Genomic DNA, 19,270 nt, shown 5'->3' with positions numbered 1-19,270 from the left:
CGGGGTCACGCTCCACGCATGCCGGCCGCGAAGCGCAGCTTGCCCTCGCTCGCCGGCGCGAGCACTCGATCGGTTCTGGGTTGTCATGGCCTGGATCGTCGCTGGTTCGCGGGCCTGTAGAAACGCCATGCCCGCAACGTTCGAGGTAAAAATGCCCGGCGCGGCATGCGGCACTCGCCCCGCCCGCCGAAGCGTAACCCGAACCGGGCGCGCCATCCACACCGATCACGCGCACGATGCCTCGGCCTTGCCTGTTCGCGCCGTGATGGCGACGCGCGAAGGCCGGCAGCGCGAGCAGGCGTCAGCCGTCGAATGGCACCAGTTCGTAACTCGTGCTCCGGCCACCGGACGACGAGCGATGCAGCACACCGCGCGCGACGAGCTGCTCGATATCGCGCAGCGCCGTGTCTTGCGAGCACTTCGCGAGGGCGGCCCACTTGCTGGTCGTCAGCTTCCCTTCGAAACCATCGAGCAGGCGATTCATCACCTTGACCTGACGTTCGTTCATCGCGAGGCCCGCACATCGCTGCCAGAAGCGCGCCTTGACCAGGACCGCATCGAGCGTCGTGTGCGCGTGATCGACGGCCCGACCCAGCGCATCCAGAAACCACGCGAGCCATGCCGTGACGTCCAGCGAACCGCGCTGCGTGCGCTCCAGCACGTCGTAATACGCATTGCGCTCGCGCTGGATTTGCGCCGACAGGCTATAGAAGCGCTGCGGGCTCCGATCAGCGCGCGCCAGAACCAGATCCCCGAGCGCGCGTGCGATACGGCCGTTGCCGTCGTCGAACGGGTGGAGCGTGACGAACCACAGGTGGGCCAGGCCGGCCCGGATCAGCAAGGGCTCGACCGGCGTCGCATTGAACCACCGCAGGAAGCGCTCGATCTCGTTCGGCAGGCGCGCGGCAGGCGGCGCTTCGAAATGCACGCGTTGCCGGCCGATCGGCCCGGACACCACCTGCATCGGCCCGCTCGCATCCGTACGCCACGCGCCGACGGTGATCCGCGACATCCCGGAATAGCCGGTCGGAAAAAGCGCCGCATGCCACCCGCGCAGCCGGGCTTCGGTCACCGCCTCCGCCGAACGGGCCGTCGCGTCCAGCACCATGTCGACCACGCCCTCGACATGGCGATCAACCGGCGCCAGCGCCCCAATATCGACGCCGAGCCGGCGCGCAATCGATGATCGGACCGATGCGACGTTCAGGTTGTCGCCCTCGATGGCGCTGGTCTTGACGACATCCTCCGTCAATGCGGCCAGGCTGGCCTCGTCGCGCAGTGCAAGGCCGACATCCGCCAGTCTCCCGCCCAGCGCACCTTGCGCACGGCTGACATCGACCAGTAACGTCGCGAGTGCCGGGAGGTCGAAGCGCCAGGCGGGCCAGTCGGACGACTGCCAGATGAAGGTGTAATCTCCGCTCATGATGCGGAGATTATCCCACCGATTCACCGCATGACTCAACAATCTCCGTAACTCCTGCGGAGATTATGCTTCGATTCACCGCACGCGCCGCACGCCCGCGCCTCTACCGCCGCCGGTCCGCGCCGCCGTTCGCCGCCGGCACGGCCTTCCCCAGCCGCTCGGCCAGAAACCCGATGAACGTCCGCAGCGTGACGAACCCTTCCCGGTGCTGCGGAAACACCGCGTTCAGCGTGATCGGCGGCGGCGCGTATGCGTCGAGCACCGGCACCAGCGCGCCGCTGTCGAGTGCCGCGCCGACGATGAAATGCGGCAGCAGCGCGATGCCGAGCCCCGCGATCGCCGCGTCGCGCACGACTTCGCCGTTGTTCGCGACGAGCGGCCCCTGCACGTCGAAGGTGCGCGCCATCCCGTCGACCCGGAATTCCCAGCCGACGCGCCGCTCGCGCCCGTACATCAGGCACGTATGGCCGGCGAGGTCGGCCGGCGTCGCGGGCGCGCCGTGCCGCTTCAGGTAAGCGGGGCTCGCGCACGCGATCATCTGCCACGCGCCGAGCGCTCGCGCGATCAGCGTCGAATCCTCGAGCGTGCCGATCCGCAGCACGAGATCGAAGCCCTCGCCGATCAGGTCGACCCGCCGATCGGTCAGGTCGACGTTCAGCCGCACGGCCGGATGCGCGGACAGGAATTCCGCGATCAGCGGCGACACGTGCGTGATCCCGAACGACAGCGGCGCGCTGATCTTCAGCGAGCCGTGCAGCTCGGTGCTGCGCACCGACATCGCCTGCTCGGCGTCGGCGACCTCGGCGAGGATCCGCTGCGCGCGCGCATAGAACTCCTGCCCCGATTCCGTGACCGCGAGATTGCGCGTGTTGCGATGCAGCAGACGCACGCCGAGCGACGCCTCGAGCGCCATCGTGCGCCGGCTCACGAACTGCTTGGACAGCATCAGCTGGTCGGCCGCCGCCGTGAAGCTGCCCGCATCGACGGTCGCGACGAAGATCCTCAGGTCGTTGAGTTCCATATTGTCCACTCCATAGCGACAGTCATTATCTCCACGGCCATTTATTTGTCAAATAGATTGACCTAAGATTCATCTCAACGAACGGCCGGGCCCACTTCCGAGGTCCGGCGACATCCAGGAAAAATCATGATCGAGACTCGTGCAGCAAACCAACGTGGCCGTGCCGAGCATGGCTGGCTCAGCTCCCGTCACACGTTTTCTTTCGCGAACTACTACGATCCTAAGCAAGTCGGCTTCTCCGACTTGCTGGTGATCAACGACGACCGCGTCGCGCCGGGCCGCGGCTTCGGCACGCACCCGCACCGCGACATGGAAATCCTGTCGTACGTGCTCGACGGTGCGCTGGAGCACAAGGATTCGATGGGCACCGGGTCGGTGATCGTGCCGGGCGACGTCCAGTTGATGAGCGCGGGTACCGGCGTGCGTCACAGCGAGTTCAACCACTCGCACGAGACGCCCGTCCACTTCCTGCAGATCTGGGTCGGACCGTCCGAGAAGGGTGCCGAGCCGCGCTATCAGCAGACGAACATCGCGGAAGCCGACAAGCGCGGCAAGCTCACGCCGATCGTGTCGCCCGACGGCAACGGCGGTTCGCTGAAGATCCGTCAGGACACGCGGATCTACGCGGGCCTGTTCGACGGCGACGAGCGCGCCACGCTCGAACTGGCACCGGGCCGCTTCGCCTACGTGCATGTCGCACGCGGCAGCGTGACGGTCAACGGTGTGACGCTCGGCGAAGGCGACGGCGCGCGCATCCGCGACGAACAGGCGCTGACGTTCGCCGACGGCAAGGATGCCGAAGTGCTGGTATTCGACCTGCGTCCGGTCGAAGTGACGGCCGAGTGGGCATGACGCCCGCTTGGAACCTCGGGCCCCGCTGAAGGCGGGGCCTTCTTAATCGGAGATTCGCAACATGGCCAAGGTACTCGTTCTTTACTACTCGTCCTACGGGCACGTCGAAACGATGGCGCAGCACGTCGCGGAGGGCGCGCAATCGGTGCCCGGCGTCGAGGTCACGCTCAAGCGCGTGCCGGAAACCATTCCCGCCGACCAGGCGAAGGCGATCGGCGTCAAGGTCGACCAGGCCGCCCCCGTCGCCACCGTGGACGAACTCGCGGGCTACGACGCGATCATCTTCGGCACGCCGACCCGCTTCGGCAACATGGCCGGCCAGATGCGCACGTTCCTCGACCAGACCGGCGGCCTGTGGATGAAGGGCTCGCTCGTCGGCAAGATCGGCAGCGTGTTCGCGTCGACCGGCACGCAGCACGGCGGCCAGGAAACCACCATCACGTCGTTCCACACGACGCTGCTGCACCACGGGATGGTGATCGTCGGCGTGCCCTATGCATGCAGCGGGCTCGTCAACATGAACGAGATCACGGGCGGCACGCCGTACGGCGCGACCACGCTCGCGGGCGCAGACGGCAGCCGCCAGCCGAGCGCGAACGAACTCGACATCGCCCGCTACCAGGGCAAGCACGTCGCGGAACTCGCCGCGAAGCTCGCGTCGTAACGCGAACGAATGCCGCGCGTGCCGGGAAGCCCCGAGGCCCCGAGGCCGCGGCGCGTGGCGCTTGCGCGGCACACACACGAGCGAACGGCGCCGGTCGAACCCGGCGCCGTTTTTCATTGAACCAACGTCGGCCCTTGCCGGCCGCCTGCGGCCGTTTGCAGCCGTTTGCGGCCGTTACTGGCCCGATGCAGGCGCGGCCGGCGCCGGCGCCGCCTTCGTCGCGGGCGCCTTCTCCACCGCGTTCTGCGGATAGTTGCTCTGGTCGTTGGTGAGCCGGTAGCCGGTGCCCGTGCCGATCGCCTTCAGGTCCTTCGCGTGACGCGCGCGCGCTGCCTTGCGGGCAGCTTTCTTCTGCGCCTTGTCGAGTTGCTTCTGCGTCGGTGCGGATGCCGGATTCTCAATAGGCGCGGACGCCGGATCCTGCGCATATGCCGCCGGCGCCGCGGTCAACAGCAGACCGAACGACGCCGTTACTGCCACTGCCACCGAAACCACGCGAGACTTCGTCATGACCGGTTCTCCTTGTCGATTGTTGGATGTGGGTCGAACGCCGGCCCGCACGCGACGGACGTCGGCGTGCCGCCACGGCGCCGATGCAACGTTAGCCGATCGCTGCGCAAATGTCCGTGCCGGTTCCTGAATTCTCCCGATAACGGCCACGATACATCCGCGGCAGGCGCCCGGCGGGCCGGCGCCGAGTGCGCGGCCATCAGGGAAACCGATAGCATCGCGCGCCGCCGCTGCCCTGCACCGCTCAGATCCAGCGCGACAGCACCGGCAGCAGGATCGGCACGACGAATGCGGTCAGCACGCCGTTCAGCCCCATCCCGAGGCCCGCGAACGCGCCGGCCTCCTCGCTGACCTGGAATGCGCGCGCGGTGCCGATCCCGTGCGACGCGACGCCGAGCGCGAAACCGCGCACGGCCGGCTCGTCGATGCGCAACGCGTTCAGGATCGCGCGGGCGCACACGGCGCCGAAGATGCCGGTCGAGATCACCAGCACGGCGGTCAGCGACGGAATCCCGCCGATTTCCTGCGCGACGGCCATCGCGATCGGCGTGGTCGCGGATTTCGGTGCGAGCGACGCGATCGTCTGGTGCGACGCGCCGAACAGCGCGGCGATGCCGACCGCCGACACGATCGCCGTCAGCGAGCCCGCCAGCAGCCCGACGAGCAGCGGCACCGCGGCGCGCCGCAGCTTCGACCACTGGCGGTACAGCGGCAGCGCCAGCGCGACGGTCGCCGGGCCGAGCAGGAAGTGAACGAACTGCGCGCCCTCGAAATACGTCGGATACGGCGTGTGCGTGATCGTCAGCAGCACGACGATCAGCGCGACCGCGATCAGCACCGGGTTCGCGAGCGGGTTGAAGCGCGTCCGCGCATAGATGGCCTGCGCAATCAGGTACGCGATCAGCGTGATCGTCAGGCCGAGCAGCGGGGTCGCGGCGAGGTAGACCCAGATCGCGCCGAGTTTCGGGAAGGCCGTCATTGCGTGCCCTCCGCCGCGCCGTCCGCGCGCCGCTGGCGCCGCAGCAACGCGCGCGTGACGAGCGCCGTCACGGCGATCGCGAGCGACGTGCTCACCGCCAGCGCGACGACGACCGCCAGCGCATCGCCGCGCACGCGGTCGGCCGACACCATGATGCCGACGCCGGCCGGCACGAACAGCAGCGACAGATGGCGCAGCAGCTCGAGCGCGGTCGGCTCGATCGCGTCGGCCACCCGCGGGCGCAGCATCACGAAACCGAACAGCAGCAGCATGCCGATCACGGGGCCCGGCACCGGCAGGCCGAACAGGTAGGACACCCCTTCCCCGAGACACTGGAAGGTCAGCAAGACCGCGAACGCCTGCAGCATGAAGCGCTTCTCCCGAACGTGGCCGCGTGACCGTGCAGCCGATGGGCCGGCGGCATGCGACGCCGGCGTGGACGATACGCGCGATCGTACCAACAATGGGCGCGGCGGGCACCGCGGGCCATCACGCGATCGGGATCGGCACTGAGCCGCTTCGATCCGGCCGCCGGGGTCGCGTTTCGACGGCCCTGCCGCCCCGCTCCCCATGCGAAAGCGGCGGACCTAAGCCCGCCGCTCCGCCGTTCGCATCCGAACCCGTTCGAATGCCGCCCGCAGCCCTACTTCAGGCGCGTCGCGATTTCGTTGGCCATCGCCTTCATCGCCGCCTTGGTCGGCGCATCCTCGGCCAGCGCGTTCAGCAAACCGAAGTCGTGAATCGTGCCGTCGTAGCGCGTGGTCGTCGCATCGACGCCGGCTGCGTCGAGCTTGCGGCCGTACGCTTCACCTTCGTCGCGCAGCACGTCGAACTGCGCGACCTGGATCAGCGCGGGCGGCAATCCCTTCAACTGCGCGGTGCTCGCACGCAGCGGCGACGCGTAGATCTCATTGCGTTGCGCTTCGTTCTTCGTATAGGCGTCCCAGAACCACTTCATCATCGGCCGGGTCAGGAAGTGCCCCTGCTGATACGCGTTGTACGAACCGGTATTGAAGTCGTGGTCCGTCACGGGCCACAACAGGCCCTGGAAGCGGATCGCCGGGCCGCCCTTGTCCTTCGCCATCAGCGCGACGACGGCCGCCATGTTCCCGCCGACGCTGTTGCCGACCACCGCGAGGCGGCTGCCGTCGACGCCGATTTCCGCGCCGTGCGCGGCGACCCACTTCGTCGCCGCATACGCCTGGTTGATCGCGACCGGGTAATGCGCTTCCGGCGACGGCGTGTAGTTCACGAACACCGCGACGGCGCCCGATTGCACCACCAGATCGCGCACCAGGCGCTCATGCGTCGGGAAGTCGCCGAGAATCCAGCCGCCTCCATGGAAGAACATGAACACCGGCGGCGTGCCCGCCACTCCTTGCGGACGCACGATCGTGATCGGCACCGACAGGCCGTCCTGCTCGATCGTGCGGTTCGATACGTCGATGCCGGACAGGTCGACCTTCGCGCCGCGCTGGGCGTCGACCAGCACCTGACGCGCCTTCGCGGGGCTCAGCGTTTCGAGGCCCGGCCCCTTCTGGCCGTTCAGCACGGCGAGCAACCCGCTGGTCGCCGTATCGGGACGGACGCCGTCGCTGCCGGCGGCAAAGGCGGCGGGGACGGTGAACAACGCGGCCGCAACGGCAGCGGCGATCAGCAGCGGCTTGACGATCTTCATGATGAGACTCCTTGGCTCAACCGGTGTATGCAATGAATGACGACGGATTACTTCGTAGTACGTGCGATCAGACGAGCGTCAGCGTGACGTCGATGTTGCCGCGCGTCGCGTTCGAGTACGGGCAGACGATGTGCGCGCGGTCGATCAGCGTTTGCGCGGTTTCACGGTCGAGGCCCGGCAGCGAGATCTTCAGTTCGACTTCGATGCCGAAGCCGTTCGGGATCGCGCCGATGCCGACGCTGCCTTCGATCGCGGCATCCGCGGGAATCGCGATCTTGTCGCGGGCCGCGACGAACTTCATCGCACCGATGAAGCACGCGCTGTAGCCGGCCGCGAAAAGTTGCTCGGGGTTCGCGCCGGCGCCGCCTGCACCGCCGAGTTCGCGCGGCGTGGTCAGCTTCAGGTCGAGACCGCTTTCGGGCACCGTGGCGCGGCCGTCACGGCCGCCGGTGGCTTTTGCATGAGCGCGGTACAGCACTTTTTCGATCGACATGACAGACTCCTTTTCAATGATGAGTGAGTGAAACAGCCTTCCAACCCGGGATCGCGCGCCGACGGCCTGGCCGCCGACATCACGCTTGTTTATCTACTCATAGATAGACATATATCCCCAAAAAATGCGGATGATCGAATCCATCCGCCCGATTATCTATCTACTACGAGATAGATAACTAATCCCAACAAAAGGCGGCGAACCGCCTGACTGCCTGCCCCGTCCGTCAGGACCGGGTTTTCCAGACGGCCTCGACATCCTCGAGACGCGCCCGCGTATGAAACAGCCGACTGGCCAGCACGCTGCCCTGGAACGCCGCGTACAACGTGCGCGCCGCCGTTTCCGGCGTGCCGCTGAACTGCAGCGTGCGCTCCTTCGCGCCCTGCGCCAGCAACTCGGCGAGCCAGTTCTCGTTGGCCTTGAAAAAGGCCTGAACCGCCTGCCGCACGCGCTCCGGCAACGATTCGATGTCCGCCGCGAGCATGCCGCACAGACAGATCTGATTGCCGTCGCCGAGCGTTCTGCCGAACAGCTTCGTGTAGAGGCTCAGCTTGACGTCGGCCGGCAATGCCGGATCGATCGCCCGCATCGCCGCAAGCACTTCGTCGCTGTACGCCGCCACCGCTTCCAGAACGAGATCGTCTTTCGACGGGAAGTAGTAGTGGATGCTCGACGTCTTCACGCCAACCAGATCGGACAGGTCTCGATAGCTGAAGCCGTTGTAACCGCGCAGCATCATCAGCGTGATCGCGTGGTCGAGAATCTGTTCGCGGACGGTTGTCTTCGTTTCCATGGGTCGAACTTTATCTACTCGTAGATAGATAGTCAAGGCTTTTTTTGTGGGGCGCGATGAACGGCCCGGCGAATCCCGGGTGCCGGCTCGCGTGGCGCCGTGCCGCCGCGATTGCTTACAACCGTCCTGCGGCGCGGGCGAACTAATGCGACAACTTGGGACGCGTAATCCGGGCAGAGGCCGAACGCGGCCTGCTCGCGACGATTCAGACAACCGTCAGTGACGCCGCGCTGATGCGCGCCGGTTGAGTATTCGAAGCCGGACGGCAAGCTGACGTTGGACCGGCTGTCGTCGGTGTTCGTCTCGAACGCGAACCACGAGGAAATCGCGATCAACGCGCGCAACAGCGTGCGGGTCACGCCAGAGCGCGGCGGCCGGCGGAACTACCCGGACAGGCGACGACGCGTGGGCAACGAACGTTTCGAATGATCCGCCCATGCTCGGGTCGCGGCGCACCACTCACCGGACACCATCCCTTCGTTCCAGTTTCTTCGTCGACCTAACGAAGCGCACCCCGCTTCGCCTGCGCGATTTCCGCACATGCGCGCCCGAGCGCGTGCCGGCATCGCCCCTCCGTCGCCGTGCGACGCCGGTTCTCTCTCGGAAGGAGTACCTCTTCAAGAGAGTTGTTTGCGCGTTATTGGCCAACGATCGTTGATCGCATCGTACCCAACCCGACTTGACGGAGACCCCCATGAGTTCCCTCCCTGACAGCGCACCGGCGGATTTCCCCGCCGCGCATGGCGAGACGGCCGGACTTCAGCGCAAGATAAGCTGGACCGGCGCGTTCTGGGTCGCGAGCGGCGTACCCGCGCTCGTGCTCTTCTCGATCGGCTCCATCGCGGCCACCGTCGGCAAGCCGTCGTGGATCGTATGGATGATCTCGATCCTGTTCGGCTTCGTCCAGGCGTTTTCTTACGCGGAGATTGCAGGACTCTTTCCGCACAAGTCGGGCGGCGCATCGGTGTACGGTGCGATCGCGTGGGTGCGCTACAGCAAGCTGCTCGCGCCGCTGTCCGTGTGGTGCAACTGGTTCGCGTGGTCGCCGGTGCTGGCGATCGGCTCGGGCATGGGCGCGGGCTATGTGCTGAACATGCTGTTCCCGGCCACGGCTGCGATCAACACCTGGCAAATCACGCTGCTCGATCTCGGCTGGCTCGCGAGCGGCCTGTCGCTGCGCATCAACGCGACCTTCGTGATCGGCGCGATCATCCTGCTCGCGACCTTCGCGGTCCAGCATCGCGGCATCCTGCAGGCCGCAAAACTCCAGATGATTCTCGCGATCGCAGCGCTGCTGCCGCTGCTGCTCGTCGGCGTCTATCCGATCCTGAGCGGCGACCTGCCCAAGTCGCACCTGCTGCCGCTCTACCCGCTCGCGAAGGATGCGGCCGGCCGCGTCATCGACGGCACATGGAATCTGGCGGGCCTGCAGCTGATGGCGGGCGGCCTGTTCATCGCCGCATGGTCGACCTACGGCTTCGAGACGGCGGTCTGCTACACGCGCGAGTTTCGCGATCCGCGCCGCGACACGGTCAAGGCCATCGTCTATTCCGGCCTGCTGTGCATCGTGTTCTTCACGATGGTCCCGCTCGCGTTCCAGGGCGCGCTGGGCCTCGGCCAGCTCGTCACGCCCGAAGTGAAGGATGCGGCCGGCAACGTCACGCAGGCGGCCGTCTACGACGGCGTGCTGTCGCCGGGCATCTTCAGCGGCATGGGCGTCGCCGAAGCCATGGCGCAGATCGTCCACGTCGGCAACCGGGGCGAGTACATCCTGAAACCGATGCTGGTATTCGCGCTGGTGCTCGCGATCATGACGTCGATGGCCGGATCGTCGCGCACGCTGTATCAGGCATCGGTCGACGGCTGGCTGCCGAAGTACCTGTCGCACGTGAACGAGAACGGCGCGCCGACCCGCGCGATGTGGACCGATCTCGGCTTCAACCTGTTTCTGCTGCTGATGTCCGACTACACCGTCGTGCTCGCGATGTCGAACGTCGGGTACATCATCTTCAACTTCCTCAACCTGAACGCGGCATGGATCCACCGCCTCGACCGCGCGAACTGGCCGCGCCCGTTCAGGGCGCCGCGCTGGCTGCTCGCGCTCGGCACGCTGCTGTCGTTCGTCAACCTCGCGCTGATGGGGTTCGGCGCCGACGTGTGGGGCAAGGGCACGCTGGTCTCGGGCCTCATGTTCGCCGCGCTGATCCTGCCGGTGTTCGCCTGGCGGCATTACGTGACCGACAAGGGCCGCTTCCCGGACCAGATGCGGGAGGACATGGCGTTGTCCGGCAGCATGCAGCCGCGCAAGGCCGGCTATCTGCCGTACCTGACGCTGCTGCTCGGCGTGGCGGTCGTCGTTGCGACGCACTGGTTCGCGCCATAAGCGCGCCGTCGCGGTTACGCGCGAATCGAAACGACGCCCGCTTCACGACCGGGCGTCGCGCTTTCGCGCCGGCAATCCGGCGCGGGCGCGGCTGGCCGCGCGAATGCGTCGGCCGCTCAGGCGCCCGACCGGTCGCCCGGCCGCACTTCGAAGATCGCGCCCTCGACGCCCAACACCTCGCCGCTTGCCGAATAAATCCCGACGCCGTTCTCCCACACCGGCTTGATCCGTCCGTCGGCGCACCTGATCCGATACCGCAGATCGAAGACGCCGCGCACCGCCAGCGCCTGCTGTACACCCGTCCACACGTAATCGGCATCCTCGGGCACGATCAGCTGCCCGAATGCATGCGCATGCCCGTCGAGAAACCACTGCCGCGGATAGCCGGTCAAGCCCTCGCATCCGGCGCTCACGTACTCCATCGTCCACAGCCGGTTGTTGCGGCCGCGGTAGACGAGGCCCGGAATGCTGTCGAGCAGCCCCGCGACGCTTCTCAGGTGTGCCTGCGTCGAAGTCTCGCGACGGCGGTCGAGCGTCACGTCGGACAGCGCAACGGACGAGCCGCCGGCATTTCTCTTCAACGACACCTCGAACCAGCGCAGTTCGCCGTCCGGACGCACGCAGCGCAGACGCTCGCGGACCCCGCCGCGCGCGATCGCCCGCGCACGCTGCAGCATGCCGCTCCAGATGCGCCGGTCCTCCGGATGCACGTAATCGACGAAGCGCCGACCGGCCGCGGGCCGTTCCATCGCGTCGGTCCACGCGACGTTGAAGCCGGCGATCCGTCCCGCGCCGTCCAGCTTCAGCAGCGCGAGCGGGCAATCGTCCACGTCGAACGCGCCGCTCGACGGCTGCGTCGGCTGAAGAGGCTGAGTCACGCGCGCGGCGTCCTTCATCACGCCACCCGTTCCCGCGTCGATGCGCCGATCGCGCGCCGGTGCACCGATGCCGCCAGCTCGAGCCGCGTTCGCGCGTCCAGTTTCCGCAGCAGGTTCTTCACGTAGACCTTCACCGTGCCCTCGCTGATGCCGAGCACGCGCGCGATCTGCTTGTTGCTCATGCCGTCGGCGATCAGCGTCAGCGTCTGCGTCTCGCGCGCGGTCAGGTCGGCCGGCCGCGCGTCGGCATGCGCGCCGGCGACGCCGTCTTCGTCGGCGAGTTCGTCGTCGAGCACCACGAGCCCCCGCATGCAACTACGCACGTAGGCGAGCAGCGCTTGCGGCTCCGACTCCTTCAGCACGTAGCCGTCGGCGCCGAGCCGCACGGCCGCCCGCAGCTCGTCGCGCTCCATCGACGCCGTCAGCAGCACCTTCACGCAATCGACTTCCTTGCGCCTGAGCCCGTCGAGCACCTGCAGCCCGCCGAGCCCCGGCATGTGCAGATCGATCAGCACCAGCTCCGGGCGCAGCATGCCCGCGAGCGAAATCCCCTGCGCGCCGTTCGACGATTCGCCGACCACGCGGAATTCTCCGGTCGCACCAAAAAATTCGGCCACGCCGCGGCGAAACAGCGGGTGATCGTCGATCAACAGCAGCGTCGTCGGTTCCATCAGGATGTCTCTCCGAATGTCGCGCCGTCCGGCACGACAAGTATCACGCGCGTCCCGCGGCAGGCGCCGCTGTCGATCGCGATGCGTCCGCCGATCGCCGCCGCGCGTTCGCGCAAGATGTCGAGGCCGTAGTGGTTCAGGTCGGCCGATCCCTCGCTGAGCCCGATTCCGTCGTCGACGACGGATACCTGCAAACCGTCGCCGTCGGTCCGCAGCGTGATCCACGCATGGCCGGCCTGCGCATGACGCACGACGTTCGACAGCGCTTCACGGACGATCTGCAGGATATGCAGCGCGATGCGCGGATCGATCCGCAGGTCGGGCACGCGATTGTCGAGTTCGAACACCACATCGCAGCGGCGCGAGAATTCCGCGACCGACTCGGCCAGCGCCTGCTGCAGCGAGCGCCCGTCGAGCGTCAGCCGCGCGCTGGTGATGAGCTCGCGCACCTGGCGCTGCAGGCGTGTCGTCATCGTGCGCAGTTCGGCCAACAGCGGGTTGCCGGTCGTGTCCTGTTGCTGCAGGCGAGCGACCAGGAACGACATGAAGCCCAGTTGCTGCGCGACCGAGTCGTGCAACTCGCGTGTCAGCGCCTCCGACGGGTTCGTCGCGTCGCGCCCGTGCGCGTCGGCGGGCGCGCGACGCATCAGCGCCGCGCGGATCGTGATCGCGACGATCTCGAGGTCCATCAGCAGCGTCGGCGCCGCCGGCAGCGCGACGTCCAGCACCAGCACCGCGTCGCCGAGCGCGCGCACCGCGCGCCCGTGACCCTGCCCGACGCAGTCCGGACACAGTTCGCATGCGCCGTCGCTTGCCCCGTGCCGCAGCTTGCAGCGATGCCCCTGCGTGCATCGCACCAGCGTGTCCGGCGCGGATTCGTAGCCCGCGCCGCCATCGAGCGCGAGCACGATCCGCGCGTCCGGCAATTCGCGCGCGAGCCCTGTGAAGAACGCGTGAAACGCCACGTGGCGTGGCGCGCCATTGACGTATCCGGCCAGAAACGCGAGCAGCGCGTCACGCATGCGCGTCGGCAACGACGCGCCGCCGGCGGGCCGCATGCATCGGTCGGTCAGGCTGTCGTCAGGAGTCACGGTCGTTCGGCACGGACAAACCAGGATCGAATCACAATGCAAGTTCCATGCCTTTCGGCGCCGTTCCGGCGCGCTACCTCTTAGGGCGTACCTCCTCTTCAGGATTGAACGGCAATTACTGGCAAGAAACTATGTTGAACAACAGGAACGCAAACGTGACGCCACGACCGTCGCCGAGCGTACGCCCATTCATGATGCAAACGCCCCATTTTGGGAGCCGATCGATGCACTCAATTGAACCGTTCGCAGCCCGCAGCCGGCAACCGGCCCATACGCCGTTCGTGCCGCCGAGTTTGCCGCACTATGCGCCGCTGCAGCCCTGCGCCGAGGCCCGCTCGCATCTCGTGGTCGCGCAAGGCGACGCGCTCCACGCGCTGCCGGCGTTCATCAACGCGCTCGCCGGGCTGCCGGGCAGCGCGCTGCTCGTCACGCTCGGCAAGCTGCAGGCAATCGGCCTGCCGACCGTGTTTCACGCGTCGCTCGACACGCTCGAAGACGAGGTGCGGCACCGGCTGGATGAAAGCACGGTCGGCGTGCGTCTTTATGTGTGCGGCGACGAGACGTTCGTCTGGCACATTCGGCGTATCGCGCAGGCGGCCGGCCTGCTGCCCGAGGAGGTGGCCGCGGCCGTGTCCGGCACGCGGCGCACCGTGTACTGCGTGCATTGCGGGACCGCGCATGCGCACGACGGGCATGACGAGCCCGACGAGGTCACCTGCCCGTCATGCGACGTCCGCCTGAGTGTCCGCCAGCATTTCTCCGCGCGACTCGGCGCCTATCTCGGCGTCTGCGCGGATGCCGACCAGCCCTGCGCGGGAGACCGCGCATGAGCCTGCTCGACGTTCGCGTGGCCGAAGCCCGCATGCTCACACCCGTCGTGCGCGAACTGGTGCTGACGGCGCTCGACGGCCCCCTTCCGGCGTTCTCGTCCGGCAGCCACGTGCAAGTCGTGCTGAACGACGGCGGCCGCACCTATCGCAATGCCTATTCGCTGGCGGGCGATCCGGCCGAACGAAACCTCTACCGGATCGCCGTGCGCCGTCACGCGTCGTCACGCGGCGGCTCCGCGTTCGTGCACGACCGTCTGGAACCCGGCGCGCGCCTGCGCATCACCGCACCGGCGAACCTGTTCGCGTTGAACACCACCGCGCGCCATCACGTTCTCGTCGCGGGCGGCATCGGCATCACGCCGTTCATCGCGCATCTCGCGGAACTCGAGCGCCGGCAAGCGAGCCACGAGTTGCACCATGCGTACCGCGCGGGCCTGACGGATGCCTATCGCGCATCGCTCGATGCGCGGCTCGGCGCGCGCTTTCACGGCTATGACGGCGTGCACGCACGCTTCGATGCGATCGCGATGCTGCAAAGGCAGCCGCTCGGCACGCACGTCTACGTGTGCGGCCCCGCAAGCCTGCTGGACGCGGTGCGCGCCGCGGCCGCCGCGCTCGGCTGGCCGGCCGGCCGCGTGCACTGGGAAGCCTTCGTGGCGCCGGCGCCGGGCCAGCCGTTCGCGGTCGACCTGCGCCGCAGCGGCCGCCGCATCGCGGTCGGCGCCGAGCAGAGCCTGCTCGAGGCGCTCGAATCGGCGGGCATCGACGTGCCGAACCTGTGCCGCGGCGGCGCATGCGGCCAGTGCGCGACGCGATATCTCGACGGCACGGTCGAGCATCGCGATGCGTTCCTGGACGCCGACGCGCGCGCCACCCATCTGATGCCCTGCGTATCGCGCGCGTGCGGCGCCGCATTGACCCTCGACCTGTGAGATCCGAGCCATGAGCGTATTCATCAAGCCCGCGCAAACCTATCGCGACGACTTCTCGTTCCGCAACAGCCCGGCGGCGATCGCGCGCTTTCCGTTTCCGTTCCCCGAGGACCGGTACATGTATTCGGTCAACCTCGAGCCCGCGACGCCGCGCGATCCCGGCTCGGTCTTCGCGCACCACTTCGACATCGACGAGCACTACCGTTCCGAGATCGCCGAACGCGCACGCGTGCTCGACGCCGATCCGCGCCGCGCGATCGTGATGCCGCACATGGAGACCGCGTGCTGGGACACGCTGGAGATGATCATGACGCATCTCGCGCACGACTATCCGGCGTGGTTCACGCTCGAGCGCGACGGTGATCGCTGGCACTGGCGGAACCACGCGCTCGACCTCGACCAGGCATTCGTGTTCGGCGACGCGCGCACGCTGCCGTACGGCCCGCTCGAATACGTCATGCGGCAGACGCAAGGCGACATCGCGCTGCTCGACCAGCGCGACGGCGACCTGTACATGGACGCCGGCGTCGTCACCGGCCCGGCCGACTGGTCGCTCGCGTTCGATGCGGGCATGAGCTTCAAACAATGGCACGCGCCGGTGCCGCTCGCGCACCAGGCGGGCGTATTCGACCGCGCGCTGAAATACCTGCTCGGGGTGCAGGCAGGCCACCCCGTGCGCCGCCTGAACTGGACGCTGACCATTCATCCGCGCCTCGACACGTCGCCCGAGACCTATCACCAGTGGGGCGCGGACCGCGGGCGCGTGACGCCCGACAACGTCGGCGAAGCCGTGCACCTGCGCGTCGAGCTGCAATTGATGGCACGGCTTGCGCGCAGCAATGCGCTGATGTTCGGCATCCGCACCTACCTGTGCAGCATGGCCGACCTCGTCGGCAACCCGGTGTGGGCGCGCCGGCTGCACCGCGTGCTGCGCGACCTGCCCGACCCGATCGCCGAATACAAGGGCATGACCCGCTACCGGCACACGCTCGTCGAATGGCTCAGCCGGTTCGACGTCCACGCCTGACCCGGCGTTTTCCGTAATCGACCTTCACTTTCGTTTGGAGCATTCAAGATGGCGAACTCCTGGCGCATCTCCGCCCTCGCGGACCGGCATCGCGCACTCGGCTCGAATCTCGAGGACTGGAACGGCATGGGCACCGCATGGACCTATGCGACCGATCTCGCCGACCACCACGAGGCCATTCGCACCCGTGCCGGCCTGATGGACGTATCGGGGCTGAAGAAGGTGCACTATGTCGGCCCGCACGCCGAAAGCCTGCTGAACTGGGCGACGACGCGCGACATCGGCAAGCTGTATCCCGGCAAGTCGGTGTACGCGACGCTGCTCGACGAGAGCGGCAAGTTCATCGACGACTGCATCGTCTACCGCACCGGCCCCAATGCGTTCATGGTCGTCCACGGCGCGGGCGCGGGATACGAGCGCCTCGTGCGCTCCGCGTATGGCCGGCAGGTCGCCGTGCTGTTCGACGACGACCTGCACGACCTGTCGCTGCAGGGGCCGGTCGCGGTCGACTTCCTTGCCGAATACGTGCCGGACATCCGCAACCTGCCGTACTTCCACCATGTGCAGACGCGCCTGTTCGGCCGGCCGGCGATGATCTCGCGCACCGGCTACACCGGCGAGCGCGGCTACGAGATCTTCTGCAAGGCCGCCGACGCGCCGTTCATCTGGGACACGATCCTCGACAAGGGCCGGGCGATGGGCATCGTCCCCTGCGCATTCACCGCGCTCGACTGGCTGCGCGTCGAGAGCTACCTGCTGTTCTATCCGTACGACAACTCCGAGATGTACCCGTTTGCCGACGAGCGCGCCGGCGACACGCTGTGGGAACTCGGCCTCGATTTCACGGTGTCGCCCGGCAAGACCGAATTCTGCGGCGCGGCCGAGCATTTCCGGCTCGCCGGCAAGGAGCGGTTCCGGATCTTCGGCGTCGAGCTCGAGGCCGCGAAGGCCGCGCAGGCCGGCGACACGCTCTGGCACGACGGCAAGGCGGCCGGCGTGATCACGTGCGCGATGTATTCGCGGCTGACGGGGCGCTCGCTCGCGCTCGCCCGCCTCGACGTCCGGCATGCCCGTGCGGGCGTGCCGCTCGTGGTGAAGGGCAGCGTCGAGACGCGCGCGACCACCGCGCTGTTGCCGTTCGACGATCCCGACAAGAAAAAGCGCACCGCCGTCGGCTGACGCGTTGACGACCATGCATGACCGGCGACGGCCGGCCTTTCCCGCATTCCGATCCGTTTCGAGGACACACGACGTGAATCCGAACTACATCCTGACGATCAGCTGCCCGGCCACGTCCGGCATCGTGGCTGCCGTCACCGCCCATCTCGCCGCATCGAACTGCTACATCGGCGAGCTGGCGCAATACGACGACGAGGTCAGCGGCACGTTCTTCATGCGCGCCGTGTTCCGCTTCAACACCGGTGCGAACGGCAACGTCGAGCAGCTGCAGCGCGATTTCGCAGGCGTCGCCCGGGATTTCTCGATGCAGTGGCAACTGAAAAGCGCCGGCGAACCGATGAAGGTGCTGCTGATGGTCAGCAAGTTCGACCACTGCCTGTCCGACCTGCTGTACCGCTTCCGCAAGGGCGAGCTGCGCATGCAGATCACCGCGGTCGTGTCGAACCATCTGGATCTGCGGCCGATGGCCGAGCGCGAGGGCATCCGCTTCATCTACCTGCCGATCACGCCGGACACCCGAACGGGGCAGGAGGCGGAGCTGATGCGCATCGTCGACGAAACCGGCACCGAACTCGTCGTGCTGGCCCGCTACATGCAGATCCTGTCGAACGACCTGTGCGAGCGGCTCGCCGGCCGCGCGATCAATATCCACCACTCGTTCCTGCCGGGGTTCAAGGGCGCGAAGCCGTACCACCAGGCGTTCGAGCGCGGCGTGAAGCTGATCGGCGCGACCGCCCACTACGTGACGTCCGACCTCGACGAAGGGCCGATCATCGAGCAGGAGGTGCAGCGCGTCGACCACGTGCTGCAGCCGTCCGATCTCGTCGCGATCGGACGCGACACCGAGACGGTCGCGCTGTCGCGTGCGGTCAAGTATCACACCGAGCACCGCGTGTTCCTGAACCAGAACCGCACGGTGATCTTCCGATGAGCGGCGCGACGATCATCGACGGCAAGGCGATCGCCGACGCGCTGCTGGAATCCGTCCGGCACGACGTCGCGCGGCTGCGCGGCGGCGGCGTGCTGCCCGGCCTCGCGGTCGTGCTCGTCGGCGACGACCCGGCGAGCCACGTCTATGTGCGCAACAAGATGCTGCGCGCGCAGCAGGTCGGCATCCGTTCGATCGAGCATCGGCTGCCCGCCGACACCGCCGCGTCCGACTTGCTCGCGCTCGTCGCCGAGCTGAACGCCGACCCCGACGTCCACGGGATTCTCGTGCAGATGCCGCTGCCCGCGCCGCTCGACGCCGCGGCCGTGATCGACGCAATCGATCCGCGCAAGGACGTCGACGGCTTCCATCGCGACAACGTCGGCGGGCTCGCGCTCGGCCAGGACGCGCTCGTGCCGTGCACGCCGTCGGGCTGCATGCATCTGCTGCGGGAGATCGTCGGCGACTTGCGCGGCAAGCATGCAGTCGTCGTCGGGCGCTCGAACATCGTCGGCAAGCCGATGGCCGCGCTGCTGCTCCAATCCGACTGCTCGGTGACGACCGTCCACTCGCGCAGCGCGAACGCCGCCGAACTGTGCCGCCAGGCGGACATCGTCGTCGCGGCGGCCGGCAAGCCGGGGCTCGTCGATGCGGACTGGATCAAGCCGGGCGCGGTCGTCGTGGATGTCGGCATCAACCGCATCGAATTCGGCGGCGCGACGCGGCTCGTCGGCGATGTCGACCACGACAGCGTGGCGCGCGTCGCCGCCGCGTTGACGCCGGTTCCGGGCGGCGTCGGTCCGCTGACGATCGCCTTCCTGATGAAGAACACCGCGCTCGCGGCGCGGCGGCAGCGCGCGACGTGACCCGCGTCCGCGCACGAACGGCACGCGCCGTTCGCCGAACCACGGCTAACCACTTCCAACGAGGTAGAACGC

21 protein-coding genes are annotated in these 19,270 nt (G+C 67.6%); 9 read left to right on the top strand and 12 right to left on the bottom strand.

Annotated features, from left to right (window positions below):
- Positions 1–301 precede the first annotated feature (301 nt).
- Both U4Z31_RS11645 and U4Z31_RS11640 read right to left on the bottom strand, forming a co-directional pair.
- Entirely contained in the window at positions 302–1,423 is a 1,122-nt protein-coding gene (locus tag U4Z31_RS11645) for a Fic family protein (protein WP_321810411.1), read from the bottom strand.
- Between the two features lie 103 nt (positions 1,424–1,526).
- The gene (locus U4Z31_RS11640) at positions 1,527–2,444 is read right to left on the bottom strand and encodes a LysR family transcriptional regulator (RefSeq protein ID WP_321802449.1); all 918 of its coding nucleotides are present in this window, start codon (positions 2,442–2,444) and stop codon (positions 1,527–1,529) included.
- Positions 2,445–2,570: 126 nt separating this feature from the next.
- Between U4Z31_RS11640 and U4Z31_RS11635 the strand changes: the two genes are divergently transcribed.
- Entirely contained in the window at positions 2,571–3,296 is a 726-nt protein-coding gene (locus U4Z31_RS11635; protein WP_044847699.1) for a pirin family protein, read from the top strand.
- A 61-nt stretch (positions 3,297–3,357) separates the two neighbouring features.
- The gene (wrbA, locus tag U4Z31_RS11630) at positions 3,358–3,960 is read left to right on the top strand and encodes an NAD(P)H:quinone oxidoreductase (protein ID WP_124646406.1); all 603 of its coding nucleotides are present in this window, start codon (positions 3,358–3,360) and stop codon (positions 3,958–3,960) included.
- A 174-nt stretch (positions 3,961–4,134) separates the two neighbouring features.
- Here wrbA and U4Z31_RS11625 read toward each other — a convergent pair whose 3' ends face one another.
- The 7 genes from U4Z31_RS11625 to U4Z31_RS37180 all read right to left on the bottom strand — a co-directional run bounded on the left by U4Z31_RS11625 (position 4,135) and on the right by U4Z31_RS37180 (position 8,772).
- The gene (locus tag U4Z31_RS11625) at positions 4,135–4,470 is read right to left on the bottom strand and encodes a hypothetical protein (RefSeq protein ID WP_044847701.1); all 336 of its coding nucleotides are present in this window, start codon (positions 4,468–4,470) and stop codon (positions 4,135–4,137) included.
- A 244-nt stretch (positions 4,471–4,714) separates the two neighbouring features.
- On the bottom strand, positions 4,715–5,449 hold the full coding sequence (locus U4Z31_RS11620; RefSeq protein ID WP_321810410.1) for an LrgB family protein: 735 nt from the start codon (positions 5,447–5,449) through the stop codon (positions 4,715–4,717).
- The gene (locus tag U4Z31_RS11615) at positions 5,446–5,817 is read right to left on the bottom strand and encodes a CidA/LrgA family protein (protein ID WP_044847703.1); all 372 of its coding nucleotides are present in this window, start codon (positions 5,815–5,817) and stop codon (positions 5,446–5,448) included. The genes U4Z31_RS11620 and U4Z31_RS11615 overlap by 4 nt, the downstream gene beginning before the upstream one ends.
- Positions 5,818–6,092: 275 nt before the next feature.
- On the bottom strand, positions 6,093–7,127 hold the full coding sequence (locus U4Z31_RS11610; RefSeq protein ID WP_321810409.1) for an alpha/beta hydrolase: 1,035 nt from the start codon (positions 7,125–7,127) through the stop codon (positions 6,093–6,095).
- Positions 7,128–7,194: 67 nt separating this feature from the next.
- Complete coding sequence (locus U4Z31_RS11605; protein WP_011880657.1) at positions 7,195–7,620, bottom strand: organic hydroperoxide resistance protein; 426 nt, start codon at positions 7,618–7,620, stop codon at positions 7,195–7,197.
- Between the two features lie 226 nt (positions 7,621–7,846).
- On the bottom strand, positions 7,847–8,413 hold the full coding sequence (locus U4Z31_RS11600; RefSeq protein ID WP_124488085.1) for a TetR/AcrR family transcriptional regulator: 567 nt from the start codon (positions 8,411–8,413) through the stop codon (positions 7,847–7,849).
- A 32-nt stretch (positions 8,414–8,445) separates the two neighbouring features.
- Complete coding sequence (locus U4Z31_RS37180; protein WP_415750280.1) at positions 8,446–8,772, bottom strand: hypothetical protein; 327 nt, start codon at positions 8,770–8,772, stop codon at positions 8,446–8,448.
- A 335-nt stretch (positions 8,773–9,107) separates the two neighbouring features.
- Between U4Z31_RS37180 and U4Z31_RS11590 the strand changes: the two genes are divergently transcribed.
- Entirely contained in the window at positions 9,108–10,796 is a 1,689-nt protein-coding gene (locus U4Z31_RS11590) for an APC family permease (RefSeq protein ID WP_321810408.1), read from the top strand.
- 116 nt (positions 10,797–10,912) lie between these two features.
- Here the strand turns inward: U4Z31_RS11590 and U4Z31_RS11585 are convergent, their stop codons facing one another.
- Genes U4Z31_RS11585 through U4Z31_RS11575 form a run of 3 tightly spaced genes read right to left on the bottom strand, consistent with a single transcriptional unit; the run spans position 10,913 to position 13,436 of the window.
- The gene (locus U4Z31_RS11585) at positions 10,913–11,674 is read right to left on the bottom strand and encodes a PAS domain-containing protein (protein WP_321810407.1); all 762 of its coding nucleotides are present in this window, start codon (positions 11,672–11,674) and stop codon (positions 10,913–10,915) included.
- 17 nt (positions 11,675–11,691) lie between these two features.
- Positions 11,692–12,345 carry a response regulator gene (locus U4Z31_RS11580; protein WP_321806321.1) on the bottom strand — a complete coding sequence of 218 codons (654 nt, stop codon included), beginning with the start codon at positions 12,343–12,345 and terminating at the stop codon, positions 11,692–11,694.
- Positions 12,345–13,436 (bottom strand): sensor histidine kinase, encoded by a 1,092-nt coding sequence (locus U4Z31_RS11575; protein ID WP_321802426.1) that lies wholly within the window; start codon positions 13,434–13,436, stop codon positions 12,345–12,347. Before U4Z31_RS11575 ends, U4Z31_RS11580 begins: the two co-directional genes overlap by 1 nt.
- Before the next feature lie 224 nt (positions 13,437–13,660).
- On the opposite strand from U4Z31_RS11575, the gene U4Z31_RS11570 reads away from it, so the two are divergent.
- From U4Z31_RS11570 to U4Z31_RS11545, 6 genes are all read left to right on the top strand, one after another.
- Positions 13,661–14,266, top strand: a complete 606-nt coding sequence (locus U4Z31_RS11570) for a dimethylamine monooxygenase subunit DmmA family protein (protein ID WP_321810406.1) — start codon at positions 13,661–13,663, stop codon at positions 14,264–14,266.
- Entirely contained in the window at positions 14,263–15,198 is a 936-nt protein-coding gene (locus tag U4Z31_RS11565) for a PDR/VanB family oxidoreductase (protein WP_124521255.1), read from the top strand. The genes U4Z31_RS11570 and U4Z31_RS11565 overlap by 4 nt, the downstream gene beginning before the upstream one ends.
- Positions 15,199–15,208: 10 nt before the next feature.
- Positions 15,209–16,225, top strand: coding sequence for a DUF3445 domain-containing protein (locus U4Z31_RS11560; protein ID WP_321810405.1), 1,017 nt, complete (start codon positions 15,209–15,211; stop codon positions 16,223–16,225).
- Between the two features lie 48 nt (positions 16,226–16,273).
- Positions 16,274–17,404 (top strand): aminomethyltransferase family protein, encoded by a 1,131-nt coding sequence (locus U4Z31_RS11555; RefSeq protein ID WP_124488090.1) that lies wholly within the window; start codon positions 16,274–16,276, stop codon positions 17,402–17,404.
- A 73-nt stretch (positions 17,405–17,477) separates the two neighbouring features.
- On the top strand, positions 17,478–18,335 hold the full coding sequence (purU, locus tag U4Z31_RS11550; RefSeq protein WP_321810404.1) for a formyltetrahydrofolate deformylase: 858 nt from the start codon (positions 17,478–17,480) through the stop codon (positions 18,333–18,335).
- Complete coding sequence (locus U4Z31_RS11545) at positions 18,332–19,198, top strand: bifunctional methylenetetrahydrofolate dehydrogenase/methenyltetrahydrofolate cyclohydrolase FolD (protein ID WP_321810403.1); 867 nt, start codon at positions 18,332–18,334, stop codon at positions 19,196–19,198. The genes purU and U4Z31_RS11545 overlap by 4 nt, the downstream gene beginning before the upstream one ends.
- The last annotated feature ends 72 nt before the right edge of the window (positions 19,199–19,270 follow it).

It is taken from the genome of Burkholderia sp. BCC1985, assembly GCF_905339915.1.
GTDB lineage: Bacteria > Pseudomonadota > Gammaproteobacteria > Burkholderiales > Burkholderiaceae > Burkholderia.
Note: the sequence above shows the minus strand (reverse complement) of the source record. Positions and strands in the feature narration are given on the sequence as shown.